General features: G+C 71.1%; 16 protein-coding genes and 2 pseudogenes. All 18 read left to right on the top strand.

Translation table 11 applies throughout. From position 1 onward, the window contains the following. Positions 1–144: 144 nt before the first annotated feature. A pseudogene (locus tag ACIP82_RS03825) lies at positions 145–633 on the top strand (steroid 3-ketoacyl-CoA thiolase); the annotation flags it as partial. A gap of 66 nt (positions 634–699) precedes the next feature. Then, positions 700–1,233, top strand: coding sequence for a recombinase family protein (locus ACIP82_RS03830; RefSeq protein ID WP_363605025.1), 534 nt, complete (start codon positions 700–702; stop codon positions 1,231–1,233). 20 nt (positions 1,234–1,253) lie between these two features. Continuing rightward, the gene (locus ACIP82_RS03835) at positions 1,254–2,282 is read left to right on the top strand and encodes a recombinase family protein (RefSeq protein WP_400650524.1); all 1,029 of its coding nucleotides are present in this window, start codon (positions 1,254–1,256) and stop codon (positions 2,280–2,282) included. Positions 2,283–2,528: 246 nt separating this feature from the next. Next, positions 2,529–3,506, top strand: coding sequence for an HNH endonuclease (locus tag ACIP82_RS03840; protein ID WP_400650527.1), 978 nt, complete (start codon positions 2,529–2,531; stop codon positions 3,504–3,506). Between the two features lie 41 nt (positions 3,507–3,547). Continuing rightward, positions 3,548–3,922 (top strand): helix-turn-helix transcriptional regulator, encoded by a 375-nt coding sequence (locus ACIP82_RS03845; RefSeq protein WP_400650529.1) that lies wholly within the window; start codon positions 3,548–3,550, stop codon positions 3,920–3,922. 98 nt (positions 3,923–4,020) lie between these two features. Continuing rightward, complete coding sequence (locus tag ACIP82_RS03850) at positions 4,021–4,914, top strand: P22 phage major capsid protein family protein (RefSeq protein ID WP_400650532.1); 894 nt, start codon at positions 4,021–4,023, stop codon at positions 4,912–4,914. A 163-nt stretch (positions 4,915–5,077) separates the two neighbouring features. After that, positions 5,078–5,545: a hypothetical protein gene (locus ACIP82_RS03855; RefSeq protein ID WP_363605031.1), complete on the top strand. Its 468-nt coding sequence runs from the start codon at positions 5,078–5,080 to the stop codon at positions 5,543–5,545. Positions 5,546–6,004: 459 nt separating this feature from the next. Beyond that, positions 6,005–6,283 carry a hypothetical protein gene (locus tag ACIP82_RS03860; protein WP_400650534.1) on the top strand — a complete coding sequence of 93 codons (279 nt, stop codon included), beginning with the start codon at positions 6,005–6,007 and terminating at the stop codon, positions 6,281–6,283. 180 nt (positions 6,284–6,463) lie between these two features. Continuing rightward, positions 6,464–6,709, top strand: coding sequence for a hypothetical protein (locus ACIP82_RS03865; RefSeq protein WP_363605033.1), 246 nt, complete (start codon positions 6,464–6,466; stop codon positions 6,707–6,709). Continuing rightward, entirely contained in the window at positions 6,678–7,202 is a 525-nt protein-coding gene (locus tag ACIP82_RS03870) for a DUF6879 family protein (RefSeq protein ID WP_400650536.1), read from the top strand. The genes ACIP82_RS03865 and ACIP82_RS03870 overlap by 32 nt, the downstream gene beginning before the upstream one ends. A 27-nt stretch (positions 7,203–7,229) precedes the next feature. Continuing rightward, complete coding sequence (locus tag ACIP82_RS03875; protein WP_363605035.1) at positions 7,230–8,078, top strand: helix-turn-helix transcriptional regulator; 849 nt, start codon at positions 7,230–7,232, stop codon at positions 8,076–8,078. Positions 8,079–8,177: 99 nt separating this feature from the next. Further along, positions 8,178–8,432 carry a hypothetical protein gene (locus tag ACIP82_RS03880; RefSeq protein ID WP_400650539.1) on the top strand — a complete coding sequence of 85 codons (255 nt, stop codon included), beginning with the start codon at positions 8,178–8,180 and terminating at the stop codon, positions 8,430–8,432. Continuing rightward, a complete protein-coding gene (locus tag ACIP82_RS03885) occupies positions 8,425–8,658 on the top strand; it encodes a hypothetical protein (RefSeq protein ID WP_400650542.1) in 234 nt (77 codons plus the stop codon). Before ACIP82_RS03880 ends, ACIP82_RS03885 begins: the two co-directional genes overlap by 8 nt. Positions 8,659–8,872: 214 nt before the next feature. Next, entirely contained in the window at positions 8,873–9,016 is a 144-nt protein-coding gene (locus tag ACIP82_RS03890) for a hypothetical protein (RefSeq protein ID WP_363605038.1), read from the top strand. Positions 9,017–9,019: 3 nt separating this feature from the next. Beyond that, entirely contained in the window at positions 9,020–10,198 is a 1,179-nt protein-coding gene (locus tag ACIP82_RS03895) for a methyltransferase domain-containing protein (RefSeq protein WP_400650545.1), read from the top strand. A gap of 126 nt (positions 10,199–10,324) precedes the next feature. After that, on the top strand, positions 10,325–10,888 hold the full coding sequence (locus ACIP82_RS03900; RefSeq protein WP_400650547.1) for a hypothetical protein: 564 nt from the start codon (positions 10,325–10,327) through the stop codon (positions 10,886–10,888). A gap of 152 nt (positions 10,889–11,040) precedes the next feature. After that, positions 11,041–11,694 (top strand): annotated as a pseudogene (locus tag ACIP82_RS03905) (thiolase family protein); the annotation flags it as partial. 230 nt (positions 11,695–11,924) lie between these two features. Beyond that, positions 11,925–15,551, top strand: coding sequence for a SpoIIE family protein phosphatase (locus ACIP82_RS03910; RefSeq protein WP_400650550.1), 3,627 nt, complete (start codon positions 11,925–11,927; stop codon positions 15,549–15,551). Positions 15,552–15,576: the final 25 nt, after the last annotated feature.

The following is a 15,576-nucleotide window of genomic DNA, read 5'->3' on the forward strand; positions in this document are numbered from 1 at the left end:
GCCAGCCGGGCCGGGGTGCCGGTCCATTGACTCCCGATTGGCCCTGTCCGGCTCGGCCCGCGCGGATCATGCTGATCATCTGCCGCCCGGGATGCCGGGCGGGGGACGGATCCGGCACGGGCCGGGGAGCGGGAGGAGGCCGCGATGGCGGTGGCACCGGGAGGCGCGCTCTCCGGCGTCCACCCGGTGGAACTGCTCGCCCACACCCTGCGGGCCCTGATCGGGCGCAGCGGAATCGACCCGGCGCTGGTCGACGACGTGATCGGCGGCTGCGTCGACCAGGTCGCCGAGCAGGCGATGAACACCACCCGCTACGCCTGGCTGTCGGCCGGGCTGCCGGAGTCCGTCCCGGCGACCACGGTCGACCGGCAGTGCGGCTCCTCCCAGCAGGCCGTCCACTTCGCCGCCCAGGGCGTGCTCGCGGGCGCGTACGACGTGATGGCGGCCTGCGGGATCGAGTCGATGAGCCGGGTGCCGATGTGGTCGAACGTGCCGCCCGGGGCGGACCCGTTCGGCGCGGCGGTCGCCGCCCGCTACCCCGGCGGGCTGGTCCCGCAGGGCGTCAGCGCCGAACTGATCGCGGCCAAGTGGTCCCTCCCGCGCGAGGCGATGGATGCGTTCGCCGCCGACTCCCAGAGCGACGGGTTGCCCTTGCACCTCCAGGATGCAGGCCCGTGCCGCTGACTGGAGAGTGGAACCATGGCTCGCAAGCCTGCCGGACCGGTGCGCTATCTCGACCTGCTTCTCAGGAAGTCCCAGGTCGTGAGGGGTACGGCTGCCCGGGACATCCTGTCCCTGAAGGCTCAGGAGGTGCGGGGCCGGGCGTGGGCGAAGGACAACGGGTACGAGATCCGGCGGATCTTCCGCGAGAACCTGAGCGCTTACAAGAAGGGCGTGAAGCGGCCGGAGTTCGACGCGGCGGTGCACGCGCTGCTTGAAGGTGACTCGGACTGCCTGTGGGTGTACGACTCCTCCCGTTACTCCCGGCAGGGTGCGGGCGACGTGCTGAAGATCCTGGACGTGCCGGGCAAGCGGCTCGTATTCGACCTGGACCGGCTGGACACCGACATCCCCGCCGACCGCTCCCGCATCGTGGGCAAGGCGGAGGACGCTCGCGAGTACAGCCGGGTCCTGTCGGAGAAGGTCCGCGACACCAAGGCCCAGCAGCGCGAGGAGGGCAAGTGGCTGTCGGGTGCGCCGATCGGGTGCAAGGTCACGAAGAAGCGCAGCTGAAGCCCGGCAAGCTCTGGCCGATGATCGTGCGTATCCACAACGAGGCCGCCGAAGGCGCTTCGAACCGGAAGATCGCGCTGGGGCTGACCGCCGACGGGTACCGCTCGTCTCGGGGCGGCCCCGTCCGGTCGAACACCGTCGGCAAGATCTTGCGCAACCCGGTGTACCTCGGATGGCAGGTCTTCACCGTGAAGGGGCACCACCACCTCTACCTGAACGCCAAGGGCAAGCCGGTGCGGGTGTTCGCCAAGGGGGCGGAGACCATCCCGCAGGAGACGTTCGACAAGCACCGCCGGATCGCGGCCGGGATCGACCGGCGCAAGAACCTGCCGCCCGTGGAGGAACAGGAGAAGCCTGTCGAGCACTCGCCCGCCTCGGGCCTCATCTGGTGCGACGGCGGTGGCCGTGACCCGAAGAAGGGCCACACGGCGACGATCCACGGCCAGTCGTTCCGCTGCGGCCCGCTCTGCCTCGGAGTCACCACGTGCCCCGACCCGGTTACCGGCATGCGGGCCTCGGTGGAACGAGTCCTCGCCCAGGAGTGGCACACGAAGCTGACCACCGCCAACCCGCTGGACCCCGTCTTGCTGGCCGTCGCCGAGGGCTGGGTGGCCCTCTCGCAGCCGGAGGAGAGCCAGAAGGAGTCCGAGGCCCGGGGCCAGATCAAGCTAGCTGAAGAGGCCGTGGCCCGCCTGGACCGCCTGAACGCGGGCGGGGCCTACACCGGCCGTGACGGCGAGGAGACGTTCATCAAGCTGCGCCGGGCGGCGGTGGAGGACGTGGAGAGCGCCCGCAAGGACTGGGAGGCGGTGGCCAAGCCGATAGCGGACATCTCGGTGCTCAGGGATCCCGAGCGCTGCCTGAAGCTGTGGGAGTCCGGTGACAGCCACTACCGGGGTCAGCTGCTGCGGCTGGCGATCGAGCGGGTGTATCTGAAGAAGGCCCCCTATTCGGGGGCACGGCTCAAGGCGGACCGGCTGGACATCGTGTGGAAGAAGCCGCGTGGGTGGAAGCCCCCGACGCCGGCGGCCGGGGAGGGGAGCCGTTAACCGGCCCGGCTTAATACCTATGAGACGTTCTCTCGTGGGGAGTTGAGGGCTCGGTGTTAACCGCTTCCTCTCAATGCAGGTGGACAGATGCGCGCACTCGAACGTGCGTGGCGGCTTCGTGGGGGACCCCGGCACTGCGCCGGGGTCTCTCTCATTTGCTCCGGGATTCGTCCGCAGGCGAGAGCGACGGTTGCGCCTGCACCTGTTCATGATCACCGCGTTTCGTCGGGGGGAGGAGTGCCGGACATGGAGACCATCACGGCCCGGTGCCGGGTGTGCGGGGTGCGGCCCCGGGCCCGCGACGGCCCGCAGCCGCTCTGTGCGGACGACCGCTGCCGCAGGGCCTTCGCCCTGGCGCAGGAGTCCCAGCGCGCGGCGCTGAGAGAGCTTGCGGACCCCGCGCTGTGCGGTGAGTGCGGCGCGCCGTCGGGCAGGCGGCCCGCCCGCTCCGGGCAGGTCACCTACTGCGAGCCGTGCGCGGCCGACCGCAGGGCGCGCCGCCGTGAGGACGCCCGCCGCGCCGAGCTACTGGAGCGCACCGCACAGGGCCCCCGGGCGTGCCACAACCCTCGGTGCACCGGCGTCGTAGACGCGCTGGCGGACCCCCGCAGGCGCTACTGCACCGACAAGTGCGCCCGCGCCGCCGAGCACGCCCACCGCAAGGCCCGCCAGGCCGGTAGAGACCCCAGGGAGAAGCCCCGTGCGTGCCGACGCTGCCGCTTCCGCAAGGAGGTGACGCAGTTCCCGGACGGCGTCTGCCGCGCCTGCCAGGCCGAGCAGCGCCGCCGCCTCAAGGACCGCCGGGAGTCGATCCGCCGCAACGTGTCACAGCGGTTCGGCGACCGGTGTGCGTACTGCCCGCCCGAGCTGGCCACGCCGGGCGAAGTCCTGGACCACGTCCGGCCGGTGGCGCACGGAGGGCTCACGGAGATCGCCAATCTCCGCTGGGCCTGCCGGGACTGCAACACCGACAAGGGCGACATGCTGCTGTCCGAGTGGATCTCCCCGCGCGAACGCCTGACCCCACCTCAGATCCGGGGGAGATGTCGTGACGTGCGCAAACCCCCCGACCCCCTGACCCCAGGGAGGGGGCCGCACGCCCCCTGGGCCCGCCGAGCCCCTTGCCGCAGCGGGCCGAACCCCGCCCGGACCCCCGACCATGATCACCAGATTCGGGGCGGGTGGGGCCGCCAGCGTGCCGTTTCACCCCACGCCCCCTGGTGATCATGAACCCCGCCACCCGACCGCAAAGGAACCCCCTCCCCATGATCCACCCGATCACCCTCAACGCCCGCCGCAAGGCCCTGGACCTGACCGTCACCGAGGTCGCCGACCGCGTCGGCGTCCACCTCGCCACCCTCTACGCCTGGGAGGCCGAGGACAAGACCCCGACCCCCACGCACTACCTCACGTGGTGCAACGCGCTCGGACTGACCTACCGAGACGTGGTCAACCACGAAGCATGGGAGGCCAACCCGGACGCCGAGTTCACGTTCCTGTCCGCCCTGCTCACCCTGCGCCGCACGACCGGCACACACTTCATGAGCGGTGACGCCCGCCTGTTCCGCACCCCTGAGGGCCACCGGCCGCCGACCGCCGCCGACCTGTTCAACGGGCTTCCCGCGGCTTCGGCCGGCTGACCGCCAGCACACCCCAACTGCCCATCCCCGCGCCATAGATGGCCGGGGCTTCTTCGTTCCCGCCGCCATGGTGGGACCTCTAGGAAAGGCGCCTCCCGATGCCCAGCAGCAACACCTTCGAGATCACCGATGTCGTGGCCGTGAGCCTGGCCTTGATGCGCTCGAACTCCGTCCTCGGCGAGTGCGTGATGCGCGACGCCGAGGCCGCGTTCACCGGCGGCCGGGGCGATGTGGTGCGGGTGCGCACCCCCAAGCGCCGCGTCGCCCAGAACTTCAACGGCACCACCGTCTACACCAAGGTGGAGGAGGGCCACGTCCAGGTGAAGCTGACCGACGAGCCGACCGTCGCCGCCGCCTTCACCACCAAGGACATGACGCTCAACATCGAGAGTTTCGGCGAGCAGGTCCTCAAGCCCCAGATGGACGCCGTGTCGGCCTACGTCGAGAAGTCCGCCGCCGCCGCCCTGCTCAACGCCGCCAGCAAGGCCACTGGAGCCCGCGCGATCAAGGCCGACGCCAAGCACGGCGAGGCCGGCCACGTCGTGAAGATGCTCACCGCCGCTGCCGCCGACTTCACCCGCCGCGAGATCCCCGCCGCCGCTCGATTCCTTGCCATCGGCCCGGACGTGCAGAACATCCTGCTGGACGTCGAGCAGCTCCAGAAGGTCAACGAGGCCGGAGACTCCCAGGCGCTGCGCAACGCCACCATGGGCGAGCTGTTCGGCTTCCGCGTGGTCGTGTCCCCGTACCTGGACGGCGCGGTGGCCTTCCACAAGACCGCGTATGCCCTCGCGGTGCGTGCCCCCAGCGAGGTGCAGGGCGGAGCCCGCTCCGTCTCCGCCGCCGACAACCAGTACGCGCTACGCGTGACCATGGACTTCGACCCGTCCGTGAAGTCCGAGGTCTCCATCGTGGACACCCTGCGCGGCGTGGCCACCATCGACCCGGCCCGCGCCATCGCCTTCACGGTCACCCCGCCCGCCAAGGCGTGACCCCGGGTGGAGCGCACACCTTGGCGAGAAATGGCCAAGGTTCCCGCCCGACAACGCAATGACCCCCGTGCCCTTTGGCACGAGGTTCCGTCCCGCCTCCCCAGAGCTGCCTACTGGTCCAAACGGACCAGTCGCCCGCCCCGCCACGAAGACCGGAGAGCCCATGCCCACGCCCGCCGAGGCCATCCCCGGGGGTGTCGCCCACCCCGACACCCCCGCCCAGCGCGACGCCGTGCCGACCCCCGCACCCGAGGCCGAGCCCGGCAGCCGGCCGGAGCCCGAGCCCGACCCGCGAGATGCCCGAATCGCCGACCTGGAGGCCGAGTTGGCCCACGTCCGCGAGGAGCACAGCGGCGCGTCCGTCGAGGCGGACGAGCTACCCCACCAAGCCGCCGAGGACACCCGCCGCACCGAGGTCGAGCAGGTCATCACCGCGTACTCGCTGCCGCCGTTCGCCGCCGACGCTGCCCGCGCCGCTGGCCCGTTCGTGGACCTGGACGCGCTGTGCCGCAACCTGGCCGAGGCCACCACCCCGCGCCCACTATTCGGCACGGGGGGACTCGACCCGACCACCCCCGCCAAGCCCGACCACCGGGCCTTGGCTGAGCGGCTGATCCGCCGGGCGTGGTGACCCGGACAGAGGAATAGCGGGTACAGGCTGTACCTGCAAAGGAGAGTCGTCCCGGCGCGACACGCAGATTGGGAGGGGCGGGCCTGTCCCTCCCGATCCGCGCCCATGAGTGAAGCAGCGCGGCCGATCACAGAGCCGAGCACACGCCTACGAACAAGCTTGCCGTGAAGCCGAGTTGGCGTTGCCATTCACCAACTCGAAGCGCGCAAGTTGCCATCAAACACGAGGCGTCGGCGCACGTCAGCGCGTGAAGTGGATCACTGTACCCCGGGGGGCGACTCCCCGCTGCGCCTCTTCCCTGTCCGGGGCGTCATAGCAGCCCAGTACCGATGCGCATGGGCGTCAACCAACCCTCATGCACACAGCGTCACGCCCATGAGCCGAGAGTAGTGAAAGAGGTCCCAGCCGAACGAGATCATCACCGACCTACGCGCCGGATTCGCCACCCTGGAAATCGAGTTGGACCCCCAGGAAGACGCCGCGCTCCGCCTCGCCGAGCACCACCTGCGCGACGCCGCGCACTGCGATGATCAGGTCCGCGCGGACGGGCGCCTGATCGCCGGAGGCACCCGCCATGGGGTCATGGTCGCCCACCCCCTGATCGCCGAAGCCCGCCAGCTGCGCGCCGAAGCGGGCCGCCTGATCGCCCGCGTCCGCCTCCCCGCCGACGAGCCCTCGGCCGGCCGCTCCAACGCCGCCCGCGCCCTCGCCACCCACCGCTGGGGCAACCGCATCTGACCCCCAGCACACCGGCCCCGGCCGCCCAACGAACTGGGCAGCCGGGGCCTTTCGTGCGTTCTGGGCCTAACGTCCTGCACTCAGTTGCCGTCGTTTCGGCACGCCCTCTTGACGGCTTCCCTGTCCATGGGAGTGACTGTCTTGCAAGTAGCCGCAACTGACTGGACATGGGAGAGCGCCATGGCACTACGGTTGATCTGGAAGGACGACAAGTCCCCGGATGGGAACTCCCCGACCATCTTCCTTGACGAGGAGACCATGGACCTGCTGTTTCAGGGCTATCGTCTCGACGCTGAGGCCGAGGAAGAAGTTCGGGCTGCGGGCACCGTGCCGGACTACGAGACCGTGGTCCGAATGCCTGCACATGTGGTCGAAGCGATCAGGAAGGCGTGCGATGTCTCGGACGGTGGTGACCAGGCCGGATGAGTTGCTGAAAGCAGCTCAGCGCTCCGCCGTTCACCTGGAGATGCGTGACGGCTACATGCTCGATGATCCGGCCCTTCACGCATGGCAACGAGGCATTCGGCACGATCCGGCCGACCGGTCGGCCTGGTGGCGTCCGTGGCTCGACGTGGTGGCCGAGGCGGTCTCGCGCGGCGTGGAGGTTCGTCGGGCCCGGATCGTGTCCGAGCCGGTGAGCGAGTACATCCGGTACGAGTACGACGTGACGTTCCCCAACGTCGCGGCGGGTGAACAGGTCCGATGGCTTCCACGTCGGCAGGCGTCCACGCTCGCCCTGCCGGGTAACGACTTCTGGCTAATCGACGGCCGGCTCGTCGTGTGGGGTCACTTCGCCGGTAACGGTGACTGGTTGGAGAACGAGGCCACCGAGGACCTGGCGGCCGTTCAACTCTGCTCCGACGCCTTCGAGGCCGTGTGGGAGCGCGCAACGCCGCACGACGAGTACAAGATTCTCTGATACCAGCAACCATCGGGCAGTCAGCACATGTCGTCGTCGCCATCGTCCAGCGTTGTCGCTGCTCGAAAGGCTCTGGCAAACCGCCTCATCGAGCTACGCAAGGACGCTGGACTCAAAGGCGAGGAACTGTCTGCACGGTGTGGCTGGCATCCCGCCAAAACCTCCCGAATCCAGAGCGGCAAGTCCGCGCCGTCCGAGGACGATATCCGGGCATGGTGCCGCGCTTGCGGCGCGGAGGGCCAGATCCCGGACCTGATCGCAGCCGCGCGGGCCGTGGACTCGCTGTACACCGAGTGGCGGCGTATGGAACGTACTGGGTTGCGAGCCGCCCAGGAGTCGGTGTTTGACCTGTACGAGCGCACGCGGCATTTCCGGGTGTACGCCAGCAAGGTTGTCCCCGGCATGGTGCAGACCCGCGAGTACACAGCGGCCGTCCTGCGCGCAATCCAGCGTTCACGAGTCGCCATTGACGACGTAGAGGCCGCTGTTGAGGCTCGAATGGAGCGCCAGCGGATGCTGTTCTCCGGCCCTCGTCGGTTTGCCTTGGTGCTGGAGGAATCAGTCCTGCGCGGGGCAGTGTGCGACGGGGATACGCTGGCTGGCCAGCTTGGGCATCTGATAGCCATCAGCACCTCTCCGAGCATCAGCCTTGGAATCATTCCGACGCGACCGGACCGCGCGCGGTCTCCAGCCGAAGACTTCTACATGTTCGATGATGCCGTGGTCTCCGTCGAACTGACGGTGGGCTATCTCCGGCACACGGAGCCAAGGGAGGTCAGAGACTACGCAGCCGCGTTCCTGGCCCTGTCGCAGATGGCGGTCTACGGCGGCGAAGCGCGTGCACTGCTGACCAGCGCCATAGACGCCCTGCGCTGATACCGGCGCAATTAGGCGCAAGTTCCTGGCACTGCCTGTAGTCGACTCCCTACGGTCTGTCACGCACCCCCCACCGCCACGGCGAAGGAGGACAGACCGATGGCGAAACGCACTCCCAAGCGTGAGTACCGCGAGGTCGTGACCGGCCCCAGCAAGTTCGAGTTGACGAGGCTCCCGGCGGGCTGGAACCCGCTGGACGACTACCGGGCGGCCAATGCCGCCGGGCAGGCCCCGCCGGTGGGCGCGCGGCTCCAGATCGACGCCGTACGCGCCACCTGCCCCTGCTCGGACTGCCGGGCCCGCCGTCACATCGAGGGCGGGGAGTGCGTGGCGTCGGGAGTGGCCGGTGAGTGACCAGGAGACTCCGCAAGAGGCCCTGGACGGCACCGTCGAGGGTTTGGGACCAGTGGACCCGTTCGAGTGGCTGCACGCCCATCCGTGGCCCCGTGTGCGCTCGTCCGAGCCCAGGCCGGTGCTCACACCGGAGGAGTTCGGCGAGGTGCCCCTGTCGCCGGAGGACCGGGCCCGACGGGCGCGCCTGCTGGCCCGGGTGCGTGAGGAGAACCACCCCTGGCGCTGACGCGCCGACCTTGACCACCGCAGCGGGCCCAGGAAAGGGGCGTTCGACGGCCGCGAGCGGACCCCGGGCCCAGCCCATCCCGAATCCCCCCCGATGGGACGGGCAGGGCCCCACAGTCCCCCGTCCCGGCCGACCTGGGGAAGAACGGCCGGAACGGGCAGCACCACCCGGCGGGTATCCGCCCGCCGGACACGACGAGCATGGAGGTAGTGGCATGGGTAAGCGTGGTGGCGGCACCGGTTCCGGTGACGGCGGCAAGCAGCAGGACGACAGCAACAAGGGCTCCGGGCACGGCGGCGGGGGCTCGGACGAGGGCGGCAACACCTCGGACGGCCAGAACCCGGCGGGCGGTAAGTAGCCAGTGACCGGCGAGACGCACAGGGAGGCGGGCCCTCAGGGGCTCGCCTCCGCGCTGGTGGCCAGCGGCGCGCTTTCATCAGACTGGCTCCCCTCCTTCACGGCCGTACCCCGCGAGTTGTTCGTCCCAGACCGCATCTGGCCGGGCATCGCGGACGGCACACGGCAGAACCCTCTCGTGGACCGCGCGACGGACCCCGAGGCGTGGGAACGGGCGGTCTACTCGGACATCCCACTGACCACGCAGTGGGACGACGGCGAGCACGAGGGGGACGGGCTCGGCACCACCCCGACGTCGTCCAACTCGATGCCGACCATGGTGGTTTCCATGCTCCGAGACCTGGACGTGCGTCCGGATGACCGAGTGCTGGAGATCGGGACCGGCACGGGTTGGAACGCCGGACTCCTCTCGCATCGCGTCGGGGACTCCAACGTGGTCACGGTGGAGTACGACCCCGAGGTGGCGAAGGGAGCCCGGGAGAACCTTCACCGGGCGGGGCTCGCACCGACAGTGATCGAGGGAGACGGCCGGGAGGGGTGGGCCGAGGGCGGACGCTACTCCCGGATCATCGCTACCTGCTCAGTGCTGGAGATCCCTCCGATGTGGCTGGAGCAGGCCGCCCCGGGTGCGGTGATCGTCGCCCCGCTCGGCACCGAGTACGGCGGGGAACAGATTGTCCGACTCGCCGTGGACGAGGACCGGAGCCGGGCCGTCGGTCACTTCACCGGCGGATCGGCTTTTATGAGAATCCGTCAGCAGCGAACCGAGCGCCCACCGTTCGACGATTACCTGCGCGGGGTGCCCTGGCCGGCTGACGCAGAGAAGAGCGTCACTGCTCTGTCTCCGTGGGACACCGGCGAGTGGTTCCAGCAGTTCGTCATCGGGCTCGGTGTGCCCGGGGCGTTCTGGCGAGCGGAGCGCTATGACAACGGCGCGTACACGCTGTGGCTGTACAGCCGAGACAAGCAGTCGTGGGCGTCCGCCGACTACGTGCGAGACCGCACGGAGTACGAGGTGTACCAGTCCGGGCCACGCAAGCTCTGGGACGAGGTGGAGGCCGCCTACCGCTGGTGGGATGACCGAGGCCGCCCCGGCTATGAGCGTTTCGGTCTGACTGCCACCCCGCACGGGCAGACCGCCTGGCTCGACTCCCCGGAGAATCCGGTGCCGCAGCAGAACTGACCGACCGTCTACCCGCTCCGGTCGCCGAGATCTTGGCAGAGAGCAGCGACCGGAGCGGTCCCGCACCACCGAACGACCCGGCCACTAACCAGTGACCGATCGCCTCAGTGTGAGGAGGACACCAGTATGACCACTCCCGGCCCCAATCAGCCGCCCGGACCCGGCCCGATGCCCCCGGAGCCGTCGGCCGTGCCCGTGCGGGCCCTGGACCTGCTGACGCCCGAGGAGTTCGAGGGCGTGGCCGCTACCGTGCGAGACAGCAACCCGGGCATGGAACACCACCTGAGTCGCCGCATTGTGGCCGAGGCCCTGGCGTTCCTCTCGACCGTGGCCAAGTGCCCACGCGTCGGCATCGCGCCGTCCCCGGCCGTAGACGAAGGCTGGCACGCACTGGTCTTGGACACCCTGCTGTACGCCCGACTGTGCACCGGACTCGGCGGGTTCATCCACCATCGGCCGGAGCGTCCTGAGGAAGCAACCTACGACGCTACCGTGAGCGGCCGGACGCTGGCCGCGATGGCGGGGTGCGGATACGCCGCTGACCTCTCGCTGTGGGTCGGCCCCGAGGACGGCGGCGTGATCGTGGCCGCCAAGGCGTGGCACTCCCCCCAACCGCCCCCGCCGCCGACTCCGCCCGCCCCGACCAGCATGAGTGACGCCCGACCGATGCTCGCCCTTCCGGCGGCCTAACGTCGCGATCGGTCCCGCTTGCATGCCCGCTGGAATGTGCAGGCGGGACCGAACGGGCTCACGTCAACTGGGCGGACACACGGTCGCATCACAATGCACCTTGGGCTTGTTATCGCAGGTCGGGAACAAGGTGCAAGCTCGGTCCGTTCCTCCATGCCAAGGCGGCCCACGCCCGGGCGGCCGGGCTGTTCGAGGCGGAGCCGGCCCCGGTGGTGACGCCCGGCGGCATCGTGACGGCGGACGAGTCGGTGCGCCCCGGCACCACGCCCGAGGTACTGGCCGGGCTGCGGCCCGCGTGCGAGGACCCGGCCTTCGCCGAGCGGTTCCCGCAGATCGGCTGGTCGGTGACCGCGGGCAACAGCAGCCCGATCAACGACGGCGCCTCGGCCGTGCTGATCACCAGCGGCGAGACGGCCGCGCGGCTGGGGCTGCGCCCGCCGGCCCGGCCGCACTCCTTCACGGTGACCGGTTCGGACCCGCTGCTGATGCTCACCGGCGCACTGCCCGCGACCGGGAAGGTGCTGCGCCGGGCCGGGCTCTCGCTGTCGGACATCGACCTGTTCGAGGTGAACGAGGCGTTCGCGAGTGTGGTGCTGGCCTGGCTGCGGGAGACCGGCGCGGACCCGGCGAAGGTGAACGTCCACGGCGGGGCGATCGCGCTCGGCCACCCGCTCGGCGCCAGCGGCACCCGGCTGATGACGACGCTGGTGCACGCGATGCGCGCGCGGGGCGCCCGCTACGCGCTGCAGACCATGTGCGAGGCGGGCGGCCTGGCCAACGCCACCGTCCTGGAAGCGCTGGACTGAGCGGCGCCCCCTACCGCGCGGACGGACCGGGCCTCGCGAAGAACGGCCGGCGGACTCCCCCGCCCCTCGCCCGCGCGGTCGGCCGGGCCCGCGTGGGAAGATGGCAGGGCTGGTGAAAACGATCTCCGGGCGGTTCTCTGGCCATGGTGAACGAGCAGCGTGATGCCGGCGACCCCGGACGACCGCGCCGGGGGCAGCCGGTCGGGGGGCCGGATCAGGACGCCCTGCTGATGGTGCCGATCGCGACCGCGCTGGTCGAGGCCGACGGCCGGATCCTGCACTGGAGCAGTGACGCCGAGGCGCTGCTCGGTTACACCGCCGAGGAGGCGGTCGGCGCCAAGGCCGCGCAGCTGCTGACCTCGAAGGAGAACCGGCCCGAGGTGCTGGCCCTCTTCCAGGGGATTCTGGACGGCCGCGGCTGGTCGGGGGTCTTCCCCGTCCGGCACCGCGACGGCCACCAGGTCTCGCTGGAGTTCCGCACCCACCCGATCGCCGGGCCCGGCGGCACGCCGCTGGTCCTCGCCGTCGCCGCGGACGTCACGACGCTGCGCCGGATCCAGGCGGATCTCGCCATCCTCGACGGCTTCTTCACGCAGTCCCCCATCGGCATGAGCGTGTTCGACACCGAGCTCGCCTTCGTCCGGCTGAACGACGCGCTGGCCCGGGTCAACGGTCTGCCCGTCGAGGCCCACCTGGGCCGCCGGCTGACCGAGCTGCTGCCCGGGATCAACGGCGCCGAGAGCGAGGCGGTGATGCGGAGGGTGCTGGAGAGCGGCGAGCCGGTCGTGGACACCCACTCGCACGGCCGCACCCCGGGCGACCCGGCGCACGACCACGCCTGGTCGGCCTCGTACTTCCGGCTGGAGGATCCCGGCGGGCGGGTCCTCGGGGTCAGTTCGACCGTCATCGACATCACCGAGCACTTCCGCGCGGACGCCCGGGCGGCCCGCGCACAGGAGCGGCTGGCCCTCCTGGTCGACGCGGGCGCGTCCATCGGCACCACCCTCGACCTGCGGCAGACCGCCCGCGAACTGACCGATGCGATGGTGCCCAAGATCGCCGACATCAGCGGCGTGTTCGCGCTGGAGGCGCTGGTCGCCGGGCGCGGCGTGGCGCCGCTCGACCCGGCGGCCCCGCAGCTGGTGCGCAGGCTCGCGCTCGCCACCGCCGACCCGGCGTACCCGGCCGAGACCCTGCCGGTGGACGCGGTGTACGAGCTGGCACCGGACTCCCCGTACACGCGGGCGCTGGCGACCGGGCGGACGGTGGTGGTGCCGTCCTGGGAGCTGCCGCTGCTGAGCGAGGGCATCACCGAGAACAGCCGCCAGGCGTACCTCGGCGACCGCCCGCGCTCGGTGCGGATCACCCCGCTGGTGGCACGGGGCACCACGCTCGGCATGGTGGTGTACTCGCGGCGCGGCGACCGGGAGTCGTTCGCGGCGGCGGACATCACCGTCGGCGACGAGCTGGCCTCGCGCGCCGCCGTCGCGATCGACAACGCCCGGCTGTACCTGCGCGAGCACCAGACCGTCCTGGCCCGCCAGCGGGCGCTGCGCGAGGCGAGGGCCGCGCAGGATCGGCTGGCGCTGGTCAACGTCGCCTCGACCCGGATCGGCACCACGCTCGATCTCGCCCAGACCGCACTGGAGCTGGCGGAGGTCGCGACGCCCCGGCTGGCCGACACGGTGGTGGTCGAGATACTGGACGACCTGATCCGCGGCGAGCGCGAGGCCCGGGCCCCGGCGGACGGCTCCGCCGTACTGCGCCGGATGGCCTTCCACTCGACACCCGACTCCACGCTGAGGCCGATCGACCGGGTCGGCGGGGTGCAGCGGTTCCGGCCCGGCTCGCCGTACGCGTGGAGCCTCCAGCACCGCAAGCCGGTGCTGGTACCGCAGATGGACGCCGCCGGAATGGCCTGGTTCGCCGACGACCCGGTCCGCACGGCGGCGGTGTGGGAGCAGAACCTCCACTCGTTCATGGTGCTGCCGCTGATCGCCCGCGGCGCGGCGGTGGGCGTGGCGGGCTTCTACCGGACGGTGGTGGAGCGGCCGTACGACGACGAGGACCTGGCGCTGGCCGGGGAGCTGGCGGTCCGGGCGGCGCTCTCGATCGACAACGCGCTGCTCTTCACCCGGGAGCGCGACGCGGCCGCGGCCCGCCAGCGCGCCCTGGACGAGGTGTGGACCGCGCAGCAGCGGCTGTCGCTGCTCAACGAGGCGAGCACCCGGATCGGCACCACCCTCGATCTGCACCGCACCGCCGAGGAGTTGGTGGAGGTGGTGATCCCGCGCTTCGCCGACTTCGTCACCGTCGACCTGCGGGACGCGGTGCTCAGCGGCGACGAGCCGGGCCCGGTACCGGAGAAGGGCTCGGTGCTGATGCGGGCGGTGGCGGTCGGCGAGACGGACTCCGACGGCACGATGGCCGAGGCGTCCGACCAGGTGGGCACGACCTCGCAGTCCGCCCAGGTGTACGCGGAGAGCCTGCGCACCGGCCGCTCGATCCTGGTCCCGGAGGTCGACGAGGAGGCGCTGCGCCGGATCGCGTCCTCGCCGGACCGGGTGCAGCCGGGCCTGGATGCCGGGGTGCACTCCTATCTGATGGTGCCGCTGCTGGCGCGCGGCCTGGTGCTGGGCGGCGCGGAGTTCATCCGGACCCGCAACCCGCAGCCGTTCGGACCGGCGGACCGGGCGCTGGCCGAGGAGTTCGCCTCGCGGACGGCGCTCGCCATGGACAACGGCCGGCTCTACCGCCGGGAGCGGGACACCGCGCTGACGCTCCAGCGCAGCCTGCTCCCCCAGGACGTGCACCGCGCGCTGGGCCTGGAGATCGCCTACCGCTATCTGCCGAGCAGCGTGGTCAGCGAGGTCGGCGGCGACTGGTTCGACGTCGTCCCGCTCTCCTCGGGCCGGGTCGCCCTGGTGGTCGGCGACGTGATGGGCCACGGCATCCGGGCCGCCGCCACCATGGGCCAGCTCCGCACGGTGGCACGCACGCTGATCACGCTCGACCTGGATCCGACCAGGGTGCTGCACCGGCTGGACGAGGCCACGTCCGCGCTCGGCGAGGGCCAGTTCGCCACCTGCGTCTGCGTGGTCTACGACCCGGTGGACCGCCGTTGCACCGCCGCCTGCGCCGGCCATCTGCCCCCGGTGGTGGCCGGCTCCGACGGGCGGGCCCGGCTGCTCGAACTGCCGCCGGGGGCACCGCTGGGCGTCGGCGGAGTGCCCTTCGAGAGCGTCGAGTTCACCCTCCCCGAGGAGGGCATCCTGGCGCTGTACACCGACGGCCTGGTCGAGCGCCGGGGGCACGACCTGGACGAGGGCCTGCGGCTGCTCTGCCGGACGATCGCCGACCGGCGCGGCTCGCTGGAACAGACCTGCGACGCGGTGCTGGCCGCGCTCACCGGCCGCACCAGCGAGGACGACATCGCCGTCATCATGGCGCAGGCCCGGCCGATCGGCACCGACCGGATCGCCACCCTGCCGCTGACCGGAGACCGCGCCATGGTCTCGCACTCGCGCCGGTTCACCCGCGACACACTGGCCGGCTGGGGGCTGGACCCGCTCGCCGACTGGGCCGAGCTGCTCGCCAGCGAGCTGATCACCAACGCCCTGGTGCACGCCGGATCCCCCACCCAGCTACGGCTGTTCTGCAACCGGGTGCTCACGGTGGAGGTCGCCGACCAGGACAGCGAGACGCCCCGGATCCGGCGTGCCCACGCGGAGGACGAGGGCGGCCGCGGCATGCAGCTGGTCAACGAACTCGCGCACCGCTGGGGCAGCCGCCGGACCAAGGAAGGCAAGGTGGTCTGGTTCGAACTGGAGCTGCCGCCGGGCTCCTCCGTGCTGTAGCCGTAGCCGGGACCGGGACCGGGAC

This window comes from Kitasatospora sp. NPDC088548 (assembly GCF_044753005.1).
GTDB lineage: Bacteria > Actinomycetota > Actinomycetes > Streptomycetales > Streptomycetaceae > Kitasatospora.